Source organism: Acinetobacter sp. YH12023 (assembly GCF_013420135.1).
GTDB lineage: Bacteria > Pseudomonadota > Gammaproteobacteria > Pseudomonadales > Moraxellaceae > Acinetobacter > Acinetobacter amyesii.
Map to the genome: position 1 here is coordinate 27,803 of NZ_VOYU01000011.1, position 24,263 is coordinate 52,065.

General features: G+C 41.2%; 20 protein-coding genes. 6 read left to right on the plus strand and 14 right to left on the minus strand.

The genetic code is table 11. The features are described from left to right. Nucleotides 1–2: 2 nt before the first annotated feature. Nucleotides 3–803: a zinc ABC transporter permease subunit ZnuB gene (gene znuB / locus FTT92_RS12430; protein WP_180009577.1), complete on the plus strand. Its 801-nt coding sequence runs from the start codon at nucleotides 3–5 to the stop codon at nucleotides 801–803. A gap of 105 nt (nucleotides 804–908) precedes the next feature. Here znuB and FTT92_RS12435 read toward each other — a convergent pair whose 3' ends face one another. Then, nucleotides 909–1,529, minus strand: coding sequence for a LysE family transporter (locus FTT92_RS12435; RefSeq protein WP_180172260.1), 621 nt, complete (start codon nucleotides 1,527–1,529; stop codon nucleotides 909–911). 159 nt (nucleotides 1,530–1,688) lie between these two features. On the opposite strand from FTT92_RS12435, the gene FTT92_RS12440 reads away from it, so the two are divergent. Further along, nucleotides 1,689–2,609 carry a Dyp-type peroxidase gene (locus tag FTT92_RS12440; RefSeq protein ID WP_180172261.1) on the plus strand — a complete coding sequence of 307 codons (921 nt, stop codon included), beginning with the start codon at nucleotides 1,689–1,691 and terminating at the stop codon, nucleotides 2,607–2,609. A 110-nt stretch (nucleotides 2,610–2,719) separates the two neighbouring features. Here the strand turns inward: FTT92_RS12440 and FTT92_RS12445 are convergent, their stop codons facing one another. From FTT92_RS12445 to FTT92_RS12455, 3 genes are read right to left on the minus strand one after another with little or no spacing between them, the layout of a single operon-like run. Then, nucleotides 2,720–3,430: a hypothetical protein gene (locus FTT92_RS12445; RefSeq protein ID WP_168378810.1), complete on the minus strand. Its 711-nt coding sequence runs from the start codon at nucleotides 3,428–3,430 to the stop codon at nucleotides 2,720–2,722. After that, entirely contained in the window at nucleotides 3,417–5,030 is a 1,614-nt protein-coding gene (locus FTT92_RS12450) for a glycoside hydrolase family 19 protein (RefSeq protein ID WP_078194032.1), read from the minus strand. Before FTT92_RS12450 ends, FTT92_RS12445 begins: the two co-directional genes overlap by 14 nt. Continuing rightward, a complete protein-coding gene (locus FTT92_RS12455; RefSeq protein ID WP_180172262.1) occupies nucleotides 5,031–8,351 on the minus strand; it encodes a type VI secretion system Vgr family protein in 3,321 nt (1,106 codons plus the stop codon). A 231-nt stretch (nucleotides 8,352–8,582) separates the two neighbouring features. Here FTT92_RS12455 and FTT92_RS12460 point away from each other — a divergent pair, with 231 nt between their 5' ends. The 3 genes from FTT92_RS12460 (at nucleotide 8,583) to FTT92_RS12470 (ending at nucleotide 12,869) form a co-directional block, all read left to right on the plus strand. Further along, nucleotides 8,583–9,737: a methionine aminotransferase gene (locus tag FTT92_RS12460; protein WP_180172263.1), complete on the plus strand. Its 1,155-nt coding sequence runs from the start codon at nucleotides 8,583–8,585 to the stop codon at nucleotides 9,735–9,737. Nucleotides 9,738–9,883: 146 nt separating this feature from the next. Further along, a complete protein-coding gene (locus FTT92_RS12465) occupies nucleotides 9,884–11,251 on the plus strand; it encodes an MATE family efflux transporter (protein ID WP_180128511.1) in 1,368 nt (455 codons plus the stop codon). Between the two features lie 253 nt (nucleotides 11,252–11,504). Further along, nucleotides 11,505–12,869, plus strand: a complete 1,365-nt coding sequence (locus FTT92_RS12470; protein ID WP_180172264.1) for an LLM class flavin-dependent oxidoreductase — start codon at nucleotides 11,505–11,507, stop codon at nucleotides 12,867–12,869. Between the two features lie 165 nt (nucleotides 12,870–13,034). On the opposite strand, the gene FTT92_RS12475 is transcribed toward FTT92_RS12470, so the two are convergent. Together FTT92_RS12475 and FTT92_RS12480 are read right to left on the minus strand one after the other, a co-directional pair. Next, nucleotides 13,035–13,859 (minus strand): ABC transporter ATP-binding protein, encoded by an 825-nt coding sequence (locus FTT92_RS12475; RefSeq protein WP_078194037.1) that lies wholly within the window; start codon nucleotides 13,857–13,859, stop codon nucleotides 13,035–13,037. Between the two features lie 45 nt (nucleotides 13,860–13,904). After that, nucleotides 13,905–14,120, minus strand: coding sequence for a molybdopterin-binding protein (locus FTT92_RS12480; RefSeq protein WP_067765474.1), 216 nt, complete (start codon nucleotides 14,118–14,120; stop codon nucleotides 13,905–13,907). A gap of 230 nt (nucleotides 14,121–14,350) precedes the next feature. Between FTT92_RS12480 and FTT92_RS12485 the strand changes: the two genes are divergently transcribed. Further along, nucleotides 14,351–15,445: a sigma-54-dependent Fis family transcriptional regulator gene (locus tag FTT92_RS12485; protein WP_078194038.1), complete on the plus strand. Its 1,095-nt coding sequence runs from the start codon at nucleotides 14,351–14,353 to the stop codon at nucleotides 15,443–15,445. A 171-nt stretch (nucleotides 15,446–15,616) separates the two neighbouring features. On the opposite strand, the gene FTT92_RS12490 is transcribed toward FTT92_RS12485, so the two are convergent. From FTT92_RS12490 to FTT92_RS12525, 8 genes are read right to left on the minus strand one after another with little or no spacing between them, the layout of a single operon-like run. After that, nucleotides 15,617–16,447, minus strand: a complete 831-nt coding sequence (locus FTT92_RS12490) for an ABC transporter permease (RefSeq protein ID WP_180172265.1) — start codon at nucleotides 16,445–16,447, stop codon at nucleotides 15,617–15,619. Nucleotides 16,448–16,467: 20 nt separating this feature from the next. Next, nucleotides 16,468–17,301, minus strand: a complete 834-nt coding sequence (locus tag FTT92_RS12495; protein ID WP_180172266.1) for an ABC transporter ATP-binding protein — start codon at nucleotides 17,299–17,301, stop codon at nucleotides 16,468–16,470. A gap of 2 nt (nucleotides 17,302–17,303) precedes the next feature. After that, the gene (locus tag FTT92_RS12500; protein ID WP_257231709.1) at nucleotides 17,304–18,359 is read right to left on the minus strand and encodes an ABC transporter substrate-binding protein; all 1,056 of its coding nucleotides are present in this window, start codon (nucleotides 18,357–18,359) and stop codon (nucleotides 17,304–17,306) included. 12 nt (nucleotides 18,360–18,371) lie between these two features. After that, entirely contained in the window at nucleotides 18,372–19,166 is a 795-nt protein-coding gene (locus tag FTT92_RS12505) for an ABC transporter permease (RefSeq protein WP_078194041.1), read from the minus strand. Next, nucleotides 19,163–20,011 carry an ABC transporter permease gene (locus FTT92_RS12510; protein WP_180010791.1) on the minus strand — a complete coding sequence of 283 codons (849 nt, stop codon included), beginning with the start codon at nucleotides 20,009–20,011 and terminating at the stop codon, nucleotides 19,163–19,165. The genes FTT92_RS12505 and FTT92_RS12510 overlap by 4 nt, the downstream gene beginning before the upstream one ends. Continuing rightward, a complete protein-coding gene (locus FTT92_RS12515) occupies nucleotides 20,008–21,261 on the minus strand; it encodes an MFS transporter (RefSeq protein ID WP_180172267.1) in 1,254 nt (417 codons plus the stop codon). Before FTT92_RS12515 ends, FTT92_RS12510 begins: the two co-directional genes overlap by 4 nt. A 9-nt stretch (nucleotides 21,262–21,270) precedes the next feature. Next, the gene (locus tag FTT92_RS12520; protein ID WP_180172268.1) at nucleotides 21,271–22,326 is read right to left on the minus strand and encodes an ABC transporter substrate-binding protein; all 1,056 of its coding nucleotides are present in this window, start codon (nucleotides 22,324–22,326) and stop codon (nucleotides 21,271–21,273) included. Nucleotides 22,327–22,359: 33 nt separating this feature from the next. Then, nucleotides 22,360–23,841, minus strand: coding sequence for a carbohydrate porin (locus FTT92_RS12525; RefSeq protein ID WP_180172269.1), 1,482 nt, complete (start codon nucleotides 23,839–23,841; stop codon nucleotides 22,360–22,362). Between the last annotated feature and the right edge of the window lie 422 nt (nucleotides 23,842–24,263).

The following is a 24,263-nucleotide window of genomic DNA, read 5'->3' on the forward strand; positions in this document are numbered from 1 at the left end:
CCATGATGGAATGGCTACAACTCCTTTTGCCAGCATGGATCATGGGCACTTTGCTGGTGTTCCTGACTGCGCCGCTTGGCTGTTTAATGTTATGGCGTCGCATGTCTTTTTTTGCAGACACCATGGCGCATGGCACTTTACTCGGTGTCGCCATTGCCGGTGCAATGAGTCTACCACTTTGGACAGGCGTTACATTGATTGCACTTTTATTAGTTGCAATCTTATGGGTGTTACACGACCCTCGCTTACCCAATGACGCTTTGCTCGCGCTTTGTTCTGCAACACTCCTGTGCTCAGGCTTACTGTTCATACAACATTTGCCAAGCTTAAGACCTGAATTACTCAGCTATTTATTTGGTGATTTACTCACTATTTCTTGGTCAGATTTGCCTGTCTTTGCAATGGTGATCATTGTGGCACTGACCGTGCTGTATAAAAGTTGGCAATCGCAGATTCAGATTGCCATTGACCCCGATATTGCGGTCAGTGAAGGTGTCAGCGCCAAATGGCAACGTCTGATTTTTATGTTGTTACTGGCCTTATTTACCGTATTGGCTTTACGTGCTGTCGGCTCATTGCTGATGGGTGCACTGTTAGTGATTCCTGCATTAACCGCTCGTTTATTGGCAAATTCTCCGAAGCAAATGGTGCTGTGGTCTTTCATTATTGCCCAAGTCGGTGTGACCGTGGGGTTATGGTCAAGTGCTGGTTTAAACACCTCTACAGGACTGACTATTGTATTAACCATGGCGCTGCTCTTTGCCCTGATTTTTATTATGCAAAAATTTAAGAAAGTGGCTTAAGTAGCAACGTTCATTGTTCAATTCGCGACATATCAAAAAAAAGCCATGCAGTTGCATGGCTTTTTTTGCACGTCAAATACGATGCTCAGAATCATCTCACTGGATTTATTGATGCACCAAACTCAATAAACTCGCAGCACAAGCGAATAATACCGCAAAGGTTCGATTCAAATATTTTTGTTGTTTGGGTGATTTTAATAACCGCAGCACTTTTGCAGCGAGACCAGTATACCCCGCCATGACAATCAGATCGATGCTAATCATCGTTGCAGCCATAATGACATATTGAATCCATTGGGGTTTGGATAAATCTAAAAACTGCGGCAAAACCGCCAACAAAAATACAATCGCTTTAGGGTTGCTCATATTGACCAAAAAGCCATGTAAAACTAATTTTGAACGTGATTTATTTGGTAAATCTTGTTGGATTTCAATTGACTCTGTTGGCGCTGTCCACTGTAAATAAGCCAAATACAATAAATAGCCCACACCAAACCATTTCACGATCAGAAAAGCCCATGATGTCGTCGCAAATAAGAACCCTGCCCCAGCTGCAACAATGACTATCTGAACCAAAAGTGCCAATTGCAGGCCGATGGCATTCCAATACCCATGCTTAAACCCATAATTCAAACCACTCGACATAGACGAAATTGCACCTGCACCTGGGGAAACACTAATCACCCAACATGCCAACATATATGCAATCCAGATTTGATAGGACATCATTAGCTCAAGTTTGAAATGGGTCTGTATTATATGACATTTACTCTATTTTCATGACAATAATGCACGCTAAAAGGCCAAATGAAGGCTACACTCTCAGCGCTGCTTAAGGCACAATACACACAGCCACTCAGAAATTATAATTTTTAGGAGCCATGAATGTCTGCTCAATCTGTAATTTTGCCATTACCCTCAGATCATGCTCGTTTTATTGTTTTACGTTTAAAAGATTTAACGATTAGCGAATTAAAAGAACAACTTGAAGACTTACTTAATACTCGTGATCGTCTGATTACCCAACATCCAAATGCACAGATTAAAACGGCTGTGGCTTTTGGACCAGAACTTTGGGCACAACTTTACAGTCAATCCCCGGCAGGCTTTAAACAACTTGATCCAATTCAAGGTTCATTTAACATGCCTGTAGCCCCAGCAGATGTATTTATCCATATTGCAGCACAGCGTACAGATATTTGCTTTGCGCTGAGCCAAGCATTCTTTGATGGTATTCAAGATAAAGTTGACGTACTGGATGAACGTGTGTGCTTCCGCAATTTTGATGGCCGTGATTTAACCGGCTTTATTGATGGTACTGAAAACCCTCAATTTCCAGATGACCGTGCTGAAACAGCATTATTAGCAGAAGATGCGGGTATTTTTGCTGATGGTTCTTTTGTCTTTGCACAGCGTTATGCACATAACTTAGATAAATGGAAAAAGTTAAAGGTAGATGCTCAGGAACATGTCATTGGGCGTACCAAACTTGAGTCGATTGAGTTGGATGAAGACGAACAACCTGAAAACTCACATGTATCACGTACCGTTGTTGAAAATGGCGAAGGTGAAGAACTAGCAATTTTGCGTCATTCATTGCCTTATGGCGATGGCCGCGGTGACCAAGGTTTGTTCTTTATTGCTTATACCAATGACCTCAGCATTATCGACAGCATGCTGGTTCGCATGTTCGGTACTAGCGGTGACGGCATTCACGACCGCTTACTTCACTTTGTTACGCCAATGGACGGAGCGTATTACTTTGCACCAAGTGAAGAGTTATTAGAAGAAGTTTTAGAAGGTTAAATAAATAAAGCCGACGAGAGTCGGCTTTATTTAACAATGTTGGATTTTCCAAGTCCTTAACAATATTTCTATATTGAATAAATGAAGCCCAAATAAATTGTTAAAGATTATTACAAAACATCTGATAATTTTATATAGCCTTTTGTTATTTTACCCAACCCCTTAAATTCAACATTAATATAAATCAGGTTATTATTCTCAATCAAGCCATCTATTTTTACTTTATCACCACGAATAATATATGATTTTGTTTTCTTTAATTCATTATTAAAAAAATATGCTTTATTTGCGCTTATTTCTAAATTTTTCACTACTTGATTTGAATTGTTTTTTAAATACATTTTAAACAACCCACCTGAATAAACCTTACTTAAATTAAGATCACTATCTAGTGTTTTCAATTCTTCTGACAGGAGATATTTACCATTTTTCAAAACATATATTCGAGTATACCCAACAGCTCCATCATTAAACCTTTCAATAATTTTATATTCATTAATATCAAATTCTGGATCATATAGAGGGCTTAGATAGAATTTTTTTGCTTTATTTTCTGATATATCGAATATTTCATATTTACCCCCAGAGTTACAATCATCAGTGTGATTTACAAATAAATATCTTTTATTATCATTAGTTAAATTTTCAATTGAAAAAGCATCTTTATCAAAACAGTAATTCTCATCAGTAAATAGAAAAATTTTAGCATTGCCCTGTTTAAAAAAAATATTATTATTTTCTTTAACCAGCTTATTATCGGCACATGCAAATGTGGAATAAACCAATATAAATAGAAAAATAAAAAAATTATTTGAACCCATTTCGCTTTTCAACCTCTCTTAATATTTTCAAAAATAAGCTTTTTCTTTCAGCAAGGCCATTTGTACCACCATTAATCCTTTTGCTTACCTGCTCTACTACACCTAAATGATATGAATCTGAGTATGTTTTTGTAAAATCAATATAACCATTACGAACTAAACTATCCGCATTTTTAAACTCATTAAATGCCCATACTGCACTTTCCACAGCATGAAAAAGATCATTGCATAATAAGTCTGGATCACTTACCACATCGATCCCTGAATATTTTTTATATTTAAGATATGCACTTTTCCACGTTAATTGAATTAAACCTTTACCTTTATATTTGGGTCCATCACCTGGAGTCGTATTTCCTTCTGCTAAAATTTGTTTACGCCTTCTACATGATCTACTCTTAGGAGCATTACATACTTCTGGAGGAAAATTTCCAATGTCATAATCCTTTCCACTTGCATATTCAATCAAGGTATTAAAATGATCACACTCATGATAAATTTGAGCAAGAAAATGACATAATATAAGCTTATCTGTCATTTTATACTTCAACAATCCCTTATTTAAAGCGGGTAAAAATTGTTCTGGAGTCGAGTTTTGAGTTGGTCTTCCATTCATTGTTTTATGCCAAAACAATTTTTTTGTTCCATAAACTTCTTTGAAAAAGCTTAATGAAATTATCTCTCCCGCAGAGGTATCTTCTATCCGCTGTGGCGTAATTGGATCATTTTGGGCTGTTTTTCCATTTAAAACATCTACATCTAATTGTAAATCAATAAATTCTTCTTTTACTCTTCTAACCATAAAATCTACTGAATCTAAAGGTTTTCCATCGGGTTTAAATATAGTCAATTTAATTTTTTGACCAACCCAATTTGTTAATTTCAACTGTCCGTTTTTAACTTTAAAATTTTTCTTGTTAACATTATCAAAAATCATTTCAACATCAACATCTTGAACCGCATAACGCTGACCTGATTTATCTAACACCTTTATTAGGGTGAAACCTTTAAAATTATTATATGGCTCATTAAGTTTAATTAATATAGGTTGTTCTTTTCCAGCCCCCGAATTTCCAGAAAACTTAAGCTCAAATTGATCATTAGAAGTAAGTACTAAAACTTCAATATCTCTATTTGGTGATGATAATACCTCAACAATACCTTGGTCATTGGTGTATTTATCTGGGGAACTCCCCTTACCTTTTGGTCTTGACTGAATGGGGAAATTAACCATTGCTTTCCCATTACTATCCAATACTTTAAATAATGTACTAACTATTCCTTTACTAGGACTTACATTGCTTGTTCTTTGATATTCTTCAATTGTTTTAGGTAAGTTAATTATAATAGGATTCTTTTCTGATGAGCTTATTGAAGAATTAATTAATTTAAATGATGTGTAATCCTTCTGATTAGGAGGTTTTGCCAATATCTCTATCATTCTATCCGGCGATGCTTGAAATATAAAAAGACCATTAACATCTGTTTTTTTTAAATTTTCTTTCGATGATCCTAGGTATTTAGATTTTACATTTAAATTAATTACATACTTTCCAGAACTATCAAAGAATTTTGCTATTATTGTATTTAATTCAGCCATTTAAAAATCCTCACTTGTATATACATTATTATCATCAAACTCAAGTAAAGCCTCTTCTAATAATTCATCTTTATTATCACCATCTAATCGTTTTTGTTTCAGCGAAACATATGAAGAATCGAAACCTAACGCAATAAAATCATCCGCTTTTGGTGTATAAAATCGTAAAGAACTTATTTTATTTTCATTATCTAATAAATCTTTTTTAGCTTTTAATAAGACATTCTGCTTTTCATTTAAAATAATAATTTCTTTTTCTATTGTGGAATTTTCATTCCAAGTGTAATCAACCTGATTACTATAAATTGCTTCTAGCTTTGGCAAACTTACTTTAGGTGTTATTGCAGTTCCGCCTCCCACAAAACTATGCTGCCCGGCCTTACTCTCAAACTTGCCGCCTGTTGTTGTAAATATTCCACTGCCATTAATTTTCAGTTGCGAGCCCCCTGCAGTCAGCACAATTTCTTTAGGACTGGTAATTTCAATTTTATCTTCCGTTGAAATGAGCTTAATCACCTTTCGTGCAATTGCTTCAATAGCATCATCTTGGGCTTGTAATTCAACTTTCCCTTTTGCGGCATACGCACTCAGGCCCTTTTGAGCCGCAAACAAACTGATTTTATCTTGCGCATGATGCACAATATTTTTTTGAGCACTGAAATTAATCGAACCTTGTGCACTTTCTGCAATATCCTGTGAGGCTTGTAAAACAATATCTTCCGGTGTAGTGAGTGCAATACCATTAGGTGATGCAAGTAACATCAGTGCTTGGCGGAATAATTTGCCTTGTTCTTGTTTTGCCGCTGTATTGGATTTTTCTAAACCTTGCGCATAGCCTTCCATAAAGCCTTGTACTTTTTCTAATGCTTTTATGGGTGTCATCGCTGGTGGCAAACCAAAACCACCATTATTCAACAAATCATCAGGGTTAAATTTGATGTCTTCGATCAATTTACCCACATCTTTTAATGCTTTTAATGGATCTTCTTTGAGGTTACTTTTCAGACTTGCAACCCGCCCTTGAATCACATCCTTACCATTTTCTTCAATATGATCTATGACAGACTTTAAGTTATCAAAGGCATCTTCGGCATCATTAAAAAATGATTTAAATTCTTTTACTGTACTTTTGACATCATGTGCGATTGAGCCCATTTCTTTGACAAAACTTTTGCAGTTTTTTAACGCTGCCAATGGGTCTCGACTTAGCTCCTCCTTGAACAAATTTAAAGTCGCTTTAACAGCTTCGGCAGTACTTTTGATTTCTAAAGAGTTTATTAACTTCGGCAAACGATTAATCACATTTAATGCATCGGTCTGCTGCTTTACGGCTACGCCGCTCAGCATATTCATGCTCTGATGCCCTTGATTTAAAAGAGACTGAGCTTCAGCAGCAGCAAGATGATCGGCAACTGCTTTATCCTGTGCATAGGTACTAATAAGTAAACCTTTACCTGCACGCATTGCCCCCCAAGCATCCGTTCGTAGCTCAAACCCCTCACCACGGCCATGGCTACTGTCTTGTTCTTTAGGATGGCTGAGATTACCTAAATTCAGCTGTGTCGCCGCATGACTACTTTGTAATTGGGTACTGATCTGCCCCGTCGTGTCATCAAAGCGCAGTTGGTTAAAGCCTGCTCCCGCAACTTCTTGCGAGCGAATACCACTGAGTTTTTTGGTTTCAGGAAGCTGACCTTTGAGGTCAAACATGGTCTGAGATCGCTCAGCTTCATGTATTCGTCCTACTACAAAGGGTCGATCCACATCGCCCTCAAAAAAGTCAATGACCACAATCTCGCCAATACGAGGATGGAAACGTACCCCATAACCGTCACCCGCCCATGGGGTCAGTACATCGACCCAAGCTGAGTCACTGTCATTATCATTACTCCCTGCTCCACCATCATGACTGTGGTCATCACTGCGGGTGAACGTAAACCGAACTTTGATACGCCCCCAAGCATCGACATAAATACTTTCACCTTCTGGACCGACCACTTTAGCCCGCTGTGGAAACGCAGGTGGCCGGTGTAATAAAGGATCATATTCAGGAACAACAGAAATTTGCCGACGGACCACATACAGCTCGTTGGCCTGCCGTTCATCCCCTAAAGATAGCCAACGGCTCGCAGCAAGTAACTTTTCTAATTGAACCAAAATGTCTTTGGGTAAATTATTTTGGTTATAAAATGCTTTGCCTAGTATGAGAAATTCACGATCTGTCGTTTGATGTTGATCGATTTCAGGATGATTTTCTAATTCAAACCAATACCCAACTTGTGCATCCCTTACGCTACTGCTGGCGGTAAAATATTTGGCTTGTAATTCCTGATATTGATTGAGTTGCCGATTCAACTGATCCAATTGCTGTGTATTTGAAGTGGTCGCCTGATCTGCACCTTTGAGGTCAGTTGTCCAAGCCGAACTTACGGTCCAAGCCTGCTCTAAACTTAAGGTTTCATTGTGCTGTTGCTCACTCTGTGCATGGGCGCTTAAGAGCGGATTACTTTGGTCTTGTGCCAAATATTGAGCTTGCCAACGCTGCGTTTGAATGGTGGTCGATTGTAAAAAACGTTCTGCCACAAAACTGGTGATCGTATCCAAGCGTTCCGTGGCATGACTACGATGAAAGCGAATCTTTTTCCGTTCCAAAGCACTATAAGCCTGATTCGTATCAATTAAACGCAGCTGCTGTGCTTGCATCGGTGCAGCCGATAATGCGACAAATAACTCAGCTTCATCAATTAACCAATTGATCCCTTCACTGCGCCAAAGGCGAGTTAAAAATGCATAATCACTTTCATTCGCCTGCATGGTGAATGGACGCACATCATAAGTACGTGCCAACCCCTCTAAGTTCAGACTTAAACTGGCAGCAAACAACGCACTTTTTTTCTGCCATTCACTAAAAATAATCTCGGTCATCTCCCCAACCGATTTATTCATAAAGACACGGCTGTTACGACGCTTATGCCAGAGTGCTGTGGCATCCTCAATCACCAGCTTATAAACCGTCAATGCACCATCACTTTGACCTTGGCTTACCCCGGTAATCACCCCAGTCAGGCGACTGAGTTGTCCCAAATCTGTCACTTGATCGACAGCCACTCGGCCACCGATAAACTGCTTTAAAGCAAGATGAGCATTGGTCGAGAGACAAATAATTTCCGCACGAAAGCCTTGATTGATACGGTGTTGACCTTCAATCCGTTGAATAAAAACTTCTGTGTTTAATGATTCATTTGAAAAATGAATGTGTAGCGCACGTTTCTGTACGCTAAAGCCAAAGTTTTCCACCATGGCGTGAATATTTTTAAGCATTGTTATTATGTATTTAATTTTTTTTAATGACGGCATTTTAGGAAATGATTATTTTTTCGTCTACCCCATTTTGCAAATAATTTGTTGAATTCTTCTTTTTGGCTTTTGCAACACTTTAGGATTCAAGTGAATAGGATCATCTATGCAGGATCAATTTTACGGATCTAACTTTTCGCAGTCGCTGAGATGCTGCTACACTCAAAATGCAACCTATTAAAAATTTTAAGCTCCATGATCACAATTGAATCCAAACTGCCTGCACAAGGTGTGACTATTTTTAGCGTCATGAGCGCAATGGCGCAGCGTCTAAATGCACTGAATTTATCTCAAGGTTTTCCTGATTTTCCTGCACCTCCAGCGCTGTTAAATGCGCTAAGTGATGCGACTCAACAGGGTTTTAACCAATATGCACCCGGCGATGGACTGATACATTTGCGTGAACAATTGGTCCAACTGTTTGCCCATCGAGACCAATTAAATATTGACCCTCACACCGAAGTCACCATTACCCCGGGTGCAACCATTGGTATTTTTAGTGCCATTCAAGCCGTGGTTCATGCGGATGATGAAGTGATTATTTTTGATCCGAGCTATGACAGTTATGCGCCCAGTGTAAAATTGGTTGGGGCTCATCCCATTCACATTGCCTTAGAGACGCCCCATTTTACTGTGGATTGGAATCGTGTTGCCGCTGCGATTAACGATAAAACCCGAATGATTATTGTCAATACACCGCATAATCCAACAGGTGCTGTTTGGGGGCGTGAGGACTGGCTCAACTTGATCGAACTGATTCGAGATAAAAATATTATTGTGCTGTCGGATGAGGTCTATGAGCATTTAATTTTTGATGGTCGTCAGCATCTATCTGCTTTGTCATTTCCTGAGCTGCGTGAACGTAGTTTTGTCGTGGGTTCATTTGGTAAAACTTTTCACGTTACAGGGTGGAAAACTGGTTATTGCATTGCAGCGCCAGCCTTGATGCAAGTGTTTCGCCAAATCTTTCAATTTGCCAATTTCTGTGGAGTTACGCCCGTACAAATGGCATTGGCTAACTTTATGGCAGAACATCCTGAGCACATTGCTGAATTGGCCGATTTTTACCAAGCCAAGCGTGACCGGTTCAATGCGGGCTTAAGCCACTCTAGATTTGAGTTGATTCCATCGGCAGGTACCTATTTCCAAAACCTTGATTACAGTGCCATACGCCCAGATTTAAGCGATGTGGAAATGTGTCAGTTGTTGGCAGAACAACATAAAATCGTGGCGATTCCTGTCTCGGTATTCTATCAAAAACCGCCGGAAAATTTACGATTATTACGTTTCTGTTTTGCCAAACAAGATGCCACCTTAGATCGAGCTGCAGAGATTCTCTCCGCGGTTTAAAGCCGTATCTGCCCAAACGTTTTTTAAAACAGACATGTAGAAATAATGAAGCCTTGGTTACTCAAAAACTAAGGCTTTTTTGAATGCCAACATGATAGTGTTATCAGTAACTTAAAATCATAAAAAGCCGCGTATAGGACCTGAGCATGTCAAAACAACAGTCCCTCGTTACTCAGCAAAATTTATGGAAAACGTTTTTAGTTTTTCTGGTGCCTTTGATCGCCACCAATATTTTGCAGAATTTATCTGGGACCATTAACACCGTTTTTGTCGGTCAGATGCTTGGGGTGCATGCCATTGCAGCGGTTGCGGTATTTTTCCCGATCTTGTTCTGTTTAATGGCTTTTGTGATCGGGCTCTCGGCAGGTGCAACCGTGTTGGTGGGGCAAGCTTGGGGCGCGCAGAATCTTGAAAAAGTCCGTACTGTGGTGGGTTCCACCCTTTTTATGACCTTGATTGGTGGCAGCATTATTGCCTTTTTAGGGGTGATATTTGCCAAGCCCATTTTATTGGCCTTAGGCACAGCCCCTGACGTGATGCATTTATCTTTGCCTTATGTGCAATGGATGCTTGCGGGTAGTCCACTACTCTTTATTTATATTATTTACACCTCGATTTTGCGTGGGGTCGGTGACAGTACAACACCGCTGATTGCGTCAGGTATGACCATTGGTTCAGGGCTGATCATTACACCCGTGCTGATTGCCGGAAAATTTGGATTTCCAAGTTTAGGCATTATTGCCCCTGCCATTGCCAGTCATATCGGCTTTTTAATTGCCTTGGTATTTTTATATTTCTACTTAAAAAAGAAAGATCATCCGCTCAAACTTGACTTCGCGTTACTCCGTCATATTCGCCATCAACATGATCTCAGCAAAATTATCTTAAAACTAGGCATTCCTACGGGTATACAGATGGTCACGACCTCTGTGGCCGGTCTCGTGATTGTCGGTTTAGTTAACCGCCATGGTGCTGATGCCACTGCTGCATATGGCGCGGTCAATCAGGTTTTGAATTATATCCAATTCCCTGCCTTGTCTATCGCGATTGCAGCTTCTATTTTTGCCGCGCAAGCCATCGGTTCGGGTCAATCTGAATTAATTAATCGCGTGAAACGTACGGCCATCGGGATGAATTTCATAATTACTGGTATCTTGGTGGCATTGGGCTATTTATTCTCTAAACATTTAATGGCGCTGTTTATTACAGATCCTGAAGTTGTGGTTCTCGGTCAAGAATTGCTGTTCATTGTGCTTTGGTCGATTTTATTTTTTGGTGCCAGTGCTATTTTTGCTTCCATTATGCGGGCTAGCGGAACGGTGACCGTGCCGATGATTATTAATATTATGGCGATTATTTGCATTGAAGTGCCGTGTGCCTACCTATTCAGTGAATGGTGGGGCTTAAAAGGCATTTGGTATGCCTATGCTTTGGCTTTTGTCAGCTTATGTATTTTACAAGGGCTGTATTACCAACTGGTATGGAGACGAAAAGCCATCAAAGTATTGCTATAAAGTTTGCTAATAGCGTTCAATGCCAATACACGCTTTAAGTTTACATATGGAAAATCTTGTACTGATCCATGCATAAAGTTTGCCGTTAAACTGCTGTTTATTTTTCAACATTTGGTTTTATATCCTGTTGATTTATCTACACCTAGAACCAATTAAAATTAAAAATTGCATATTTTCAAATAATTACGGTTTGGCATAGATTTTGTTCTTATCCCTTTTATCTTTTAAGAATAATTGGGATGAGAAATTTTTTATGTCTAAACGTCAAATAAAGCTTGGGGCTTTTATTCCAACCACCTCACAGCATGTCGCGGGTTGGCGCCACCCAGAATCTCGCCCACAAGATCATCTCAATATTGATTATGCAATTGAACTGGCAAAAACCGCAGAACGTGGTCTATTCGATGCCTACTTTCTTGCCGATGGTCTGTCTGTCCGTTGGAGTTCTGCTGTCGAAGGTGAAAAAGGTTTGGGCGATAAAGGCGTCGGCTTTGAACCCGTCACATTGTTTGCAGCCTTGTCTGCTGTGACGCAAAATATTGGCTTTATTGCCACAGCATCTACGACTTATGAAGACCCTTATATTTTGGCGCGTAAATTTGCTTCTTTAGATCATATTTCTAAAGGTCGTGCTGCATGGAATGTGGTAACGACAGCCTCTGCCGATGCCGCAAAAAATTTTAACATTCAGCAGCACCCTGAACCCAAAGAGCGTTACGAACGTGCCGATGAATTTATTGAAGTCACTCAAAAACTTTGGGACTCTTGGGAGGATGATACCTTCCATTACAACAAAGAAACTGGGCAATTTTTTGATGCCCGCAAACAACATCAGCCCAATCATCAGGGCCAATACTATCAGGTACTGGGGGCTCTCAACGTCTCTCGCCCACCGCAAGGCTATCCGGTGATTGTTCAAGCAGGGCAATCTGAAGATGGTCGTGAACTAGCCGGTAAATATGCCGAAGTGATCTTTACAGCACAGCAGAATTTAGCAGATGCGCAAGCCTTTTATCGTGATGTCAAAAACCGCTTAGTGAAATATGGACGCCATGCAGATGATCTCAAAATTATGCCGGGGGTTTCGATTTTTGTTGCCAAGACAGCGCAAGAAGCCCAAGAAAAATATGACTTTTTAAATAGTTTAATTCACCCAGAAGTGGGTTTAAGTTTATTGTCTGCTTTGGCAGGTGGCATTAATCTGGCCAAATTTGATCTAGATGCCCCTTTCCCGAAAATAGAAGATGCAGACATTAATTTCTCCAGTCGTCAGCAAATGATGATTGATATTGCCCGTAAGCACAATTTTAGTATTCGTCAGCTCTATCAATATATCGCTTCAGCCCGTGGACATTGGACCTTGATTGGCACGCCTGAACAAGTCGTAGATCAACTGCAAGAATGGTTTGAGAATGACGCTGCCGATGGTTTTAATGTCCTACCGCCAACAACACCTGCGGGGTTAAATGATTTTGTCGATCTCATCGTTCCTGAACTGCAACGTCGCGGTCTATTCCGAACGGCTTATGAAGGCAAGACCTTACGAGAAAACTTAGGTTTAAAACGACCTGAAAACCAATATGTTTTAGAAAAAAGACATATCTCCCAAGCCTCATAAACCAACGTTTAATAAAACTGAAAAACAAATGCCCCAACTGGGGCATTTTTATGGACTGATATTAATCCAACTTAAGCGATGATCATACTGACCTATATTTGATAAGCCTAAAAAAAGCCCTGAATTCAGGGCTTTTACATTGTCTAGGTGATGGTCAATTCAGACTTACCATGCAAATTTATAATCGGCAAATCGATGAGATAAAGGTTCAAGCAACTGATCTTTTACTGGATCACTAAAGTCAGTCAAAATGTCATTTTTAATATTGGTCAGACGGACATCTTCGCGTTTACGCGGATGGGCTAAATGAATATCTACAATACGTTTAATTCGTCCCGGATGTGGCTGCATGACCACTACCCGATCACCCAAAAATACCGCTTCTTCGACATCATGGGTGACAATAATCATGGTGATTTTTTCACTTTGCCATATTCGCTGTAATTCATCCTGTAAATTTTGCCGCGTCAATGCATCGAGTGCGCCAAAGGGTTCATCAAGCAGTAGAATCTGTGGTCGATTCACCAAACTCCGGGCAATCGCCACACGTTGATTCATCCCACCAGACAACTGCGAAGGATAAGCATCTTTAAATTGGGTTAATTTGACCAACTCTAAATGTTCATCAATCAATACATCTTCTTCTGCACGGCTAAACTGGCTTTTATGCAATGCAATCCGTACATTTTCCCGTACCGTCAACCATGGAAACAGGCGATGATCTTGAAAAACGATACCACGTTCCAAACTCGTGCCCTGTATAGGCTGACCATCAACCAAAATCTGGCCCTGAAACTGACGCTCTAGACCAACCAACAACCGTAATAATGTGGATTTTCCGCAGCCACTACTTCCCACAATACTAATGAACTCACCCGGCTGAATATTCAGGTTAATGTCCTTAAGTACGGTTAAGTCTTCTTGCTTTTGTGTGGGATAATGTTTCGTTAGCTGCTGAATAGAAACCGAACCAGCTTGTTCTACGCTCATATCATTATTCTCTATTTGTGCTGACAAACTTTGCTGGACTAAACCTTAGAGTTTAGCCAGTGACACTTCCGTCGATTTAATTAACACCACCACCTCTGAACCTACTTTTAAATCTAAATCCTTCACCGAACGCGTCGTGATCACGGACGTAAAAAAGCCCGCTTTGGTTTCCACATCAATTTCTGAAACCACAGGACCTTCTACGATTTCATTAATCACGCCTTTGAATTGGTTTCGCACATTTACTGAAGTAATCGCCATTTTAATTATGCCTTTTGTTATTTAGAGAGCTTTACTATAAAACAGTTCAATCACTTGCTATATCTTGATTTATCCTTTAGTTATCCCGATTTTATTTATCTTAAAATCAGATAAATAATCCACGCATGAATTTATCGGTGAAACTGATATTTAAATATCGAATTATTATTTATCTTTTATTTTTAAATCTTTCATCATGATCTGCATTTTCAACAACTATAAGAAACGATATGTCTATTTTGACCCACCCTGCAGTGCCCTCTGCACTGAAACATAAACGGGCAACAGCAACGGTCTTTGCAGATCCGTTATCGCAAGCGTTGTTGTCTCGAATTGAACAAATTGCACCAAGTGAGGCCAATGCACTCATCATTGGTGATACAGGCACAGGAAAAGAGTTAGTTGCACGCCAAATCCACCAATTAAGCCATCGTGCCAAAGGTCCATTTATCGCAGTGAACTGTGGTGCCTTTACCGAATCATTAGTCGAAAGCGAATTATTTGGACATGAAAAAGGAGCCTTTACAGGGGCAATTAATAGCCGTGTCGGTTGGTTTGAAGCAGCCCATAATGGCACCTTATTTTTAGATGAAATTGGTGACCTGTCCTTGCCTATGCAAGTCAAATTACTCCGTGTTTTACAAGAAAGAGAGATCGTTCGAGTCGGCTCACTCAAATCCATTCCAATTAATGTCCGAATCATAGCCGCAACCAATGTCGATTTAGAGCATGCCGTACAGGACGGGCGTTTCAGGGAAGATTTATTCTACCGCTTACATGTGGCGTTGCTACGCATTCCACGTCTCTCAGAGCGTCGTGGTGACATTTTGCCTTTGGTTAAACACTTCATTCAGGTCTATCAAACCAACCCACATGACACACCATTACGCCTCAGCCCATTGGCGCTCAAGAAACTCCATTTACATAGCTGGCCGGGAAATATTCGCGAATTAGAAAATACCATTCAACATGCGATTTTAGTCAGTGAAAAAGGTGTGATTGAACCAGAAGATATTAGTTTTTCGAGTATTCAAAGTGCATCGTCGTTTTCGCGTGCAGAACCTTTTAACTTACAAAATGCCACCTCTGCTGTAGCCAACATCAAAGATATTCAAGATGCTGGACAGTTACTTGAGCAGACCTTTTTACAAATTTTTCAAGCCGCAAATCAACTTAAGCATGACAATATTAATGAGCTGATTGAAGAAAAATTTATCCGAAGTGCGTATCAGCACTGTCAATACAATCAAGTGCATACGGCTCGTTTGCTAGGAGTGACAAGGAACGTGATTCGCACTCGCCTAATTAAATATGGCTTATTATAAATAAGTCATATTTTTATTTACTCCACATTAAAATAATAATCCCAAAAACTGATACATAAATATTCATCTACATTATTCTTTATTCATTGCATTATTTTAAGTATAAAAAATCAGTAATAAAAAACCTCGGTATATCCCGAGGTTTTTATTTATTTTTCCATTTTGTCTAGATTATTCCACGGGGTTTCGTTTCCACGCTGTAAAGTATTTTTCTAGTCCAATCAAGAAATAGTTAAAGGATAAGCCTACGAGGGTAATGACTAATATGCCTACAAACATTTGTGGAATTTCAAAGCTAAATTGCGAATAAATAATCAGATATCCTAGACCTGCTTTGGCACCAAACATTTCTACTGCAACTAAGGCCAAAATAGAAATTGCCCCTGCTAGACGGATACCGACAAAAATCGTCGGAACCGACGCAGGCAGAATCACTTTTCGGAACAATTGATAGGGTTTTAGGCCCATGGTTCGTGCCGATTTAATCAGTAAAGGATCGACCGTTTGTACGCCTGTAATAGTGTTCAATAAAATCGGCCATGTGCACGCGTAGACCAACAGACTGATTTTTGAGGTTTCACCAATGCCTAAAAATAAGATAAACAGCGGCATTAACGCCAATGCTGTGGTATTTCGAAACAATTCTAACAATGGATTTAAGGTTTCAGCCACGAGCTTGTACCAACCAATGATGAGACCTAGAGGAATGGCGATCGCTAGGGCCAAAATGAAACCAATAATGGAACGCTTTATACTGGCCAAGAAATGGATGCCTAATTGACCGCTTTGATATAGCTGCCATGTAGTTTCCAATACCACAGATAACGGCGGTAAAAAAGCCGGATTGACCACACCACTCCGCGGCAGAATCTCCCACAGAAAGAAAAAAGTTACAATGGCAATGGTGCGTTTAAAGACCGTGTTTAACCAAGTGAATTGTAGTCTGGGTTTAATGTCGTTATACGATTGCGTATAACTGATGGCTTGTTTAGTCGATGACATAAATAAATCCTCTGAATATTTTAGTTATGTGCAAGCTGTTTATGTTTTTCGAGGGCTTGCGCTTTAATCACTTCTTCACTGAGCAATGACCAAATTTTATGGCGAATTCGGCCATATTCAGGCAATGAACGGACATCTTCACTGGAGCTGCGCAGGCTTTGCGGAATTTCAATCACTTCCTTAATTCGCCCCGGTCTTGAGGTCATAATCGCCACGCGCTGACTCAGATAAATTGCTTCATCAATACTGTGAGTAATAAAAACAATGGTTTTTTTCGAGCTTTTCCAGATATTGATCAGCTCGGCTTGTAAGGTTTCTCGGGTTTGCGCATCTAGGGCAGCAAAGGGCTCATCCATTAATAAAATTTCTGGTTCATAAGCCAAACTTCTAGCAATCGCAACCCGCTGCTTCATCCCGCCCGAGAGTTCATTTGGATAATGATTTTCAAAGCCACTGAGACCCACAAGCTGCAAATAGTATTCGGCTTTTTCACGGCGTTCTTTTTTTGCTACGCCTTTGGCTTCTAGACCAAATTCGATATTTTCCAGTGCGGTTAACCATGGATAGAGCGCATATTGCTGAAACACAATGCCACGGTCTAAACCCGGTTGAGTAATCTGCTTACCGCTCAGTAAAATCTGCCCTGTAGACGGTTTGGTTAAACCCGCAATTAAGTCTAATAATGTAGATTTTCCACAGCCACTTGGCCCCACGATTGAAACAAATTCACCCGGCTGAATATCCAAAGTGACATTTTCTACAGCAACAAATTCAGGCTTATAGTTTTTACTGCCTACATGGTTCTGTGCAGGAAAAACCTTACGCACGTGATCTAAATGTAATGCACTGGTCATTGTTATGTTCCTTTTGATTTTTGGTCTTTCGCATAGGGATTAAATTCATTGCTATAGATGCGACTGACCTCAATTTGATTCGGTTTTAATTTGTGTTCTTTTTCTAAGGCACTCACCCATGGGGCAAAATCCTGATCTTTTTGCACGCCACCGACTTCGTGAACACCTGTACCTGTGTAATATGGAATCAGTGCTGTATTTTCATTGCGTTGGCGTTTTTCGATAATACTTTCCATACGAGCAATGATTTGCTCTTTCGGCGTGTTGTGTAACCATTCCTGTGCTTTAGCTACGCCACTGACAAAAGTACGAGCCAACTCGGGATGTTCTTGAATAAACTCTCCTCGCATCGAAAAACTCCCTGCGGTAAAGGGGCCGTATAAATCAATATCTTTAAAGATGCTGCGTACACCACCATTTTTTAAGGCACGTTTTTCCAAAATGCCAGAGAACACTGCAATATCAATTTGCCCATTCCTTAAGGCTTGTTCTGAGCTCACCGGTGGCAACATAATCAGCTCAACTTGACGGATTTCATCATCGGTTAATCCATGGCGAGCCAAATAATCTTTCACCACAAAGTCATAATGCGCCCCGTAGGCATTCACTGCGACTTTCTTGCCAATAAAGTCTCGTGGGCTACGAATAGGACTATTTTCTAGCACATAAAAACCCACGTTTTGTTCAGCATCACTGCCATAAGAAGCCACTACGGGAACGACATCTAGACCCGCAGCGATGACCTTCACCACAGCACCATTAAAGGCGCCAGCAAAATCAACATCACCGGCCACCAAAGTGAGTAAATCTTGTGGCCCACCTTGTACCGTGCCAACATAACTGAGTTTAACGTCGCCTAAATAGCCCAAGTCTTGTGCCAATTCAGGTAAGGACACCAGTCCCGGATAGCTTTGATAGCGTAGTTCTTTTAAAGCCACTTGCTGAGGTTCATGCACTCGCTGCGTGCTGCAACCCACCAAGGCTGTGCCACCGACCAATGCTGCAAGGAACATATTGCGCCAGAGTTGAGGAATGTTATGGATTGTCATTTTTTTCATTGTTATGTTCTCCTATCCAACCTGCTGCCAAGCTAAAACTTTACGCTCAACCCAAGTCAGTACCGTATTGAGCAACACGCCCACAATTCCTATCAGCAACATGCCAAAAATAATCAGTTCGACATCAAAAGCCTGACGCCCTTGAATCACGATATTGCCCAGACCATTGCCATAGTTCGCCAATAAAAATTCAGAGCCGATGGTGGCAAGCCATGCGAAAATCAGCCCAAGTTGTAAACCGACAAAAATCTGCGCCGAAGCACCGGGTAATATCAATTTACGAAACGCGTATGTCTTGGGAAATTGGTAGACTTCGGCCACTTCACGATATTTATGCGAAATACTGCTCACACCTTCAAAGGTGTGTAGCGCCACGGGATAAAACACCGATAAGGTAATAAACAGCACTTTGGCGCCATGTCCCTCACCTAAAAAGGTCGAAATTAGTGGCAACCATGCAAACAGCGAAATTTGACGCAATACATGAAAGCTCGGTGCAAATAACCAATTCGAAAGGCGTGAACTCGCGATTAAGATGCCAAATAACACACCCGCTATCGCACCTATGCCATAGCCGATAAAATTTCGCGCCAAACTTTCGCCAAAGCCTGTCAAAAAGCTCGGTTGTTGGAGCACGGTTACTGCTTTTTGCAGCACGAGCCATGGACTAGGAATCAACTTTGGATCAACCCAATTTTGCTGTGAGGCTACTGCCCACAGTGCGATAAATGCCACAGGTAGAACGAGTGCTTTTGCTGCTTTAACTAAGACTTGGCGCGCTGCCCCGTGTAATGAAAGAATGCTCATGAGTTCCCTCCTACTCGGGTTGCGTGAAAGCGCGCAGTTTTTTCTAACCAAGCCAGCAAGGTATCTAAGACATAGCCCGTAATACCAATCAGAATGATCGCCATGAAGATCAAGTCCATCTGCATTAGCTGACGTCCCCACACCATGAGATAACCAATTCCTTCACTACTTGCTAATAACTCGACAAAAACCAATGCCAACCACGCCTGCATAATGCCTTGACGTAAACCACTGATCACACTGGGTAGTGCAGCTGGGAAAATCACTTCTTTGAGTTTCTGCCAATTGCTGTATTGGTAAACCTCTGCCACTTCCATCAAACTATTCGGCACATGAGTAATGCCCTTATAGGTTGCAATCAACAGCGGTGGTAACACAGCCAATGAAATAGCGGCAATCTTCAAAGCCTCATCGATGCCTAAGAAAATCATCAATAATGGAATCCAGCCAACAATCGGAAATTGCGCAACAAGATTCACCGTCGGAAAAATAAAGTCCCGACTACGCTTTGCTAATCCCAACACAGTACCAAGCAAAATCCCGACACTGGCACCAAGCAAGACACTCCATAAAATACGTTTGGCACTGATGGCAAAATGAAAACTCAATTCACCGCTTTGCCATAATTCGACTGTGCTTTGCCACACCAGACTCGGTGCAGGTAAAATCTGCTCAGGCAACCACTGTTTAAGTGTTGCCACATACCATAGACCGAACAACAAAACTGGCATCAGGAGTCCACACGCCACTTGCAAAGTTAGTTTTAAATAGGTCTTAAAAAAATCCAACGCACTTCGGTCACTTTGCAAGGGAACCGAATGTGCAGATACATCCGTAAGGCTCATAATTCTTGTCCTTTTACGCTCTGTTCTGAGACATCAGGTTTTAAAAATTGAATAAATTCCTGATCTTTGCTGATCAAAATAATCAGACCAATAAACACCAGCCCGATCGGTAAAAATAAATTTTGTAGTCCAACCTGTGCACCAAATACGGCGCCTATCAAGCCACCCCACAGTCCACCCGAAGGTCCGACGAGGGCTAAAATTGGAGAAATCTTAGCCATCGCGGTTTGCTCACCCACTCGGGCGAAAGACATAAAATTGGCGATATGCAACATACCGAGTCCAAGTCCAAACATGACCGAAGCAGGCCACATCAACAGCGTGATTTTGGTTAAGGCTAAAATCAGTAATGCCGTTGCCATCAGGCTTAGGCCAATCAAATAAAACTTTTGATAACCCATCAGCTCAGCCAAACCGCCCATGCTAAATAGCGATCCCACAAAGACGATGCCTTGTACGGTCAGCAGCATCACCGCCATTGGCTCTGAAAGTGCAAAACTTTGGATAGCAATCACCACAATGAAAAAGCCAAAGTAGTTATTTGCCACGCTGCTCAAAAATTCCAATATGCAAACAATCCGTAATGAGGCATGGGTTTTGATCAGTGCCAAAGGCGCCACAATATCCCGCCATTGAAAATGCGGGCAATTCGTCGCTTGTGGAGTGCTACGTTGAAAGCACCACGGAGCCAACAGCAAGGTGCCTAAAAAAAGCAAAGACACCACATAAAAACTTCCGCCATAGCCGAAATGCTCGATCAACAACACGCTCAATGCAGGCGCAATCAGGAAATATCCCATCATGTGCGAACCGCGAAACCAACCCGCACGGGCTGGACCTAAACGTTTTAAGTTGCTCAAAAAAACGGTATTGATCGAAACAAAACGCATGGGTAAGACAAAACTTACTAAGGCTGTGACTGCAAAGAGATACCATGCACCGGCTTTGAGTGGCGTTAAGCTATACACCACGGCGCCCAACACACTGCCGATGCAGAATATTTTCAAAGACCCAAAGCGCTGTACCAACACACCAATCGGCAATGCCATGATCAAAATGCCAAAATTTTGCGCTGCAGAAATTAGCCCCAATTGCAATTCGGTGGCTTCTAAATGCACGGCATACAAGGAAATTAATACCCGTGCGACACCCACACCCAGTCCAGCCAAAATCGTGAGCAGCACAAAACTGCTCATAAATTTGGTGGTTAATGGACTGGCAATTACATTGCTTTCAATCGGACGACTCATGGCTGCGACTTACTTCGGTTGACCTTGAGCATTAAATTGGCGCCAGTAACCCTCTAACTTCAGCTCTTTCAAGGCATTATTTAGATACTTCGGTTCATACCACGTTTTGGTATCCACATCACGACGGATTAAGCGTGCGTCTTTGGCAATTTTTAAAGCACTATCAATTTGTGAACGATGAAACTCGTCTAGTAGCGGTGTAGTGCGGTCTTTTAAATTCCAACCATCCCATGTTTTTTGATAATCCACCAACGGAATGCCACTTTGTGCCCAAAGTTTATATTGCGCACTACGATTAGCTTCTTGAGAACTCCACTGCGCTTGTTTAATCAGTGTCGTCACGACACGTTGCACCACCTCTGGATATTGTTTTTCAAAACTTTCTGTCACCCAAAAGTGCGCAATCGGTGCAACTTTGGGATCTTTAATTTCTAGTAATGTTTTCGCCACACCACGCGCTTGCAAACTAAATGGTGAAGTAATCGTGGCATCAATATCACCTGTCGCTAAGGCCGTACGCGCCGAATAGGCATCTTGCGAAATCACTCGTAAATCGCGCTCAGTTAAATTGTATTTTGCTAACACACGGTTAAAGACGATCTGACCATTGGTGCCTTTAAAGACGGAGAATTTTTTGCCTTTTAGATCTGCAAAGGATTTGGCATTAGAGCCGGCAGGCACCACCACATAAGTTGGGCCAAAACGCCCTGTTGAAAACAAGACTTTGGTTTTTAATCCCGTTGAACGTCCAACCAATGAGGGCAAATCACCATGCAATGCAAAGTCCACTTTGCCATTGGCTAAAGCTTCATTGGTTGCAGGGCCTGCTCCGGGGAAGAACAGCCAATTCACCTTAATGCCATCTTTTTTAAATTCTTGTTCGAGCACACCTCGTAAATGTGCTGTAGCTACAAAACTACCGCCCACTTTGGGTTTGCCCCCCTCACCCGCGGCTGATACAGAAATACGAATTTCTTTGGGATTGGTAGCATGCAATTGAACGCTTAAACCAAGTGCTGAAAGTGCCAAGAATGTGGCTGCGATTTTTTTAGAGATAATTTTCATTTTAAATGTTCCTTAATGGTTTAAATATTTGAATTAAAAGGTGTACTGAACCTGAGCTTGCAGCTCATTGGTGTCTTTTTGATTTGCCGTTTCGACATCAAACAGGTAGTGATTCAGCTGTAATTGGAATTTTGTGGTTTGCGCAAAAAACAGATTTAAGCCCAAAGAGTGAATGTCATATTCACCAATACGACCGCTCGCGGTGTCGAGATAGCTTGCGTTGTTTTTATTCGGGTTATAGCGGTCAAAACGGTAATAGCCTTGGACTGACTTTGGCCAGAAATCATCAAATTTGGCATTGGATTTAATACTGTTATAGAACTGATCGCCCAAGGTGTAGAAAGCGGTAAAAGTATGCCCTTCCGCTTTGGCTTCTTTGATGTCTTGGGCTACAGTGTCGACATAATCGGTCTTGCCTTGCAGATATTCATAGGTCACACCAAATGGAGCGTGGTTATAATAAATATCGAAACCCAAACGATCACGTTTTGCAGCATCATCACTGATTCCGCCGGCTGAAATTTTCGATTCGCCTTTGATATAAGAGGCCCCAAACTTTAACTCACGGAAAATGCTGGCGTAGTCCACTGGCAAGGTAAAAGCCACACGACCGATATAATCTTTGCCGTTGTTGTCATCCGCCTTATTACTGGCATTCCCATTGGTTACCCCTAAGGCATACTCAAATAGCGGCGCACGGTAGTTCGATGCAAAGTCGACAAAAGGTTTGGCATCACCACGGACGATAAAGCCATTTTGACGGTTAAACAGTCCTAAAAAGGTCGAAGCTGCAGCGGTACTAATGGTCGGACGCAAATCTTCAGGAGACTGCACATCTAGACCAAAGGGCAATAACTGCTGACCGAGCGTAAAGTTGAGTTTGGCAGTTTCAGGGCCCGCATTGGTGGCAAAAGCGTTATAGCGAACAAAGGCATCTAGTAAGTTAAAGTTACTGTTATTGGTGCCATCATTGCGTTTGCCATAACCAAAGGACAATTGATAATCGAGGTTTTTGCCTTCGTTATAATCCCGGAATAAATTCCCGCGCACACCAATTAGCGCAGTCCCAATATCAAATGTCGATTTGGTTGCACCCAACACACCCGTTTCATCGAGCGCACTGGCACGTAGTTGAACCGTGCCATACAGGGTTGTGTCACGGGTCGATTTGGTGGTTTGACGTTCATATTGACGTGACTGATCGTACTTATAGTTTTCAATATCTGCACGTAAGCCGTCGATATCTTCGGATGTTGCTGTGGTTACTTCTGCAACCTGCGTTTCACCTTCAACATCAGCGGCGTTGCTCGTATCGTCTGTCGTCACCGCGGCCGTTTCGACGACTTGGCTTTTCGTCGCACCAGATTCCACGGCATTTAAGCGTTTTTGCAAACTCTCAATTTGTTGTTTTAAGCTGCTCAGTTCTTGCTGAAGTGCTTCATCGGATGCAAAACTCAGCTGACTGGTTGCGGATAAAATCAGTCCGACCGCAACGGTTAATGTGGTTTTTTTCATGATTTGGTTTCACTAACATTTTTCCCAAAGCGCAAAATCCCCCAACCCCATGCAAGGTGCATGAAGTGAATGTACTGCGTGGGTTTTTTAAAAATTAATCTGAGTGGTCGTAGGTTTTATTCAACTTATGCACGACCGAAACTCGAAGACAGCTTTTAGAATTTAAGCGCGCATCATCGCGAGTGTCATAGCACAACAACATGCCTGTTGTAGGACACGAAAAGCAGAAAGATATCGATGCGTAAAAGTACTCATAAATGTTCCATACAGTGGTGAGTTTTGTTCACTCTAATATGGCAACAACTGTGCCAACATTTTAAGTATTTATTTTTTAAAATTTTATTATTTAAATCTGATAAATTCTGTTGGTTTTAACGCCAAAAAAATGTTGGTTATTCAACAGTTGCTTATTTCAAATCATC

Excerpts from the sequence above, each read along its gene's own strand:
- FTT92_RS12510 (WP_180010791.1), bottom strand. The coding sequence starts at position 20,011 with ATGAGCCTTACGGATGTATCTGCACATTCGGTTCCCTTGCAAAGTGAC.
- FTT92_RS12440 (WP_180172261.1), top strand. The coding sequence starts at position 1,689 with ATGTCTGCTCAATCTGTAATTTTGCCATTACCCTCAGATCATGCTCGT.
- FTT92_RS12490 (WP_180172265.1), bottom strand. The coding sequence starts at position 16,447 with ATGTCATCGACTAAACAAGCCATCAGTTATACGCAATCGTATAACGAC.
- FTT92_RS12475 (WP_078194037.1), bottom strand. The coding sequence starts at position 13,859 with ATGAGCGTAGAACAAGCTGGTTCGGTTTCTATTCAGCAGCTAACGAAA.
- FTT92_RS12455 (WP_180172262.1), bottom strand. The coding sequence starts at position 8,351 with ATGCTTAAAAATATTCACGCCATGGTGGAAAACTTTGGCTTTAGCGTA.
- FTT92_RS12465 (WP_180128511.1), top strand. The coding sequence starts at position 9,884 with ATGTCAAAACAACAGTCCCTCGTTACTCAGCAAAATTTATGGAAAACG.
- FTT92_RS12500 (WP_257231709.1), bottom strand. The coding sequence starts at position 18,359 with ATGAAAAAAATGACAATCCATAACATTCCTCAACTCTGGCGCAATATG.
- FTT92_RS12445 (WP_168378810.1), bottom strand. The coding sequence starts at position 3,430 with ATGGGTTCAAATAATTTTTTTATTTTTCTATTTATATTGGTTTATTCC.
- FTT92_RS12525 (WP_180172269.1), bottom strand. The coding sequence starts at position 23,841 with ATGAAAAAAACCACATTAACCGTTGCGGTCGGACTGATTTTATCCGCA.
- FTT92_RS12495 (WP_180172266.1), bottom strand. The coding sequence starts at position 17,301 with ATGACCAGTGCATTACATTTAGATCACGTGCGTAAGGTTTTTCCTGCA.
- FTT92_RS12515 (WP_180172267.1), bottom strand. The coding sequence starts at position 21,261 with ATGAGTCGTCCGATTGAAAGCAATGTAATTGCCAGTCCATTAACCACC.
- FTT92_RS12460 (WP_180172263.1), top strand. The coding sequence starts at position 8,583 with ATGATCACAATTGAATCCAAACTGCCTGCACAAGGTGTGACTATTTTT.
- FTT92_RS12520 (WP_180172268.1), bottom strand. The coding sequence starts at position 22,326 with ATGAAAATTATCTCTAAAAAAATCGCAGCCACATTCTTGGCACTTTCA.
- znuB (WP_180009577.1), top strand. The coding sequence starts at position 3 with ATGATGGAATGGCTACAACTCCTTTTGCCAGCATGGATCATGGGCACT.
- FTT92_RS12505 (WP_078194041.1), bottom strand. The coding sequence starts at position 19,166 with ATGAGCATTCTTTCATTACACGGGGCAGCGCGCCAAGTCTTAGTTAAA.
- FTT92_RS12435 (WP_180172260.1), bottom strand. The coding sequence starts at position 1,529 with ATGTCCTATCAAATCTGGATTGCATATATGTTGGCATGTTGGGTGATT.
- FTT92_RS12485 (WP_078194038.1), top strand. The coding sequence starts at position 14,351 with ATGTCTATTTTGACCCACCCTGCAGTGCCCTCTGCACTGAAACATAAA.
- FTT92_RS12450 (WP_078194032.1), bottom strand. The coding sequence starts at position 5,030 with ATGGCTGAATTAAATACAATAATAGCAAAATTCTTTGATAGTTCTGGA.
- FTT92_RS12480 (WP_067765474.1), bottom strand. The coding sequence starts at position 14,120 with ATGGCGATTACTTCAGTAAATGTGCGAAACCAATTCAAAGGCGTGATT.
- FTT92_RS12470 (WP_180172264.1), top strand. The coding sequence starts at position 11,505 with ATGTCTAAACGTCAAATAAAGCTTGGGGCTTTTATTCCAACCACCTCA.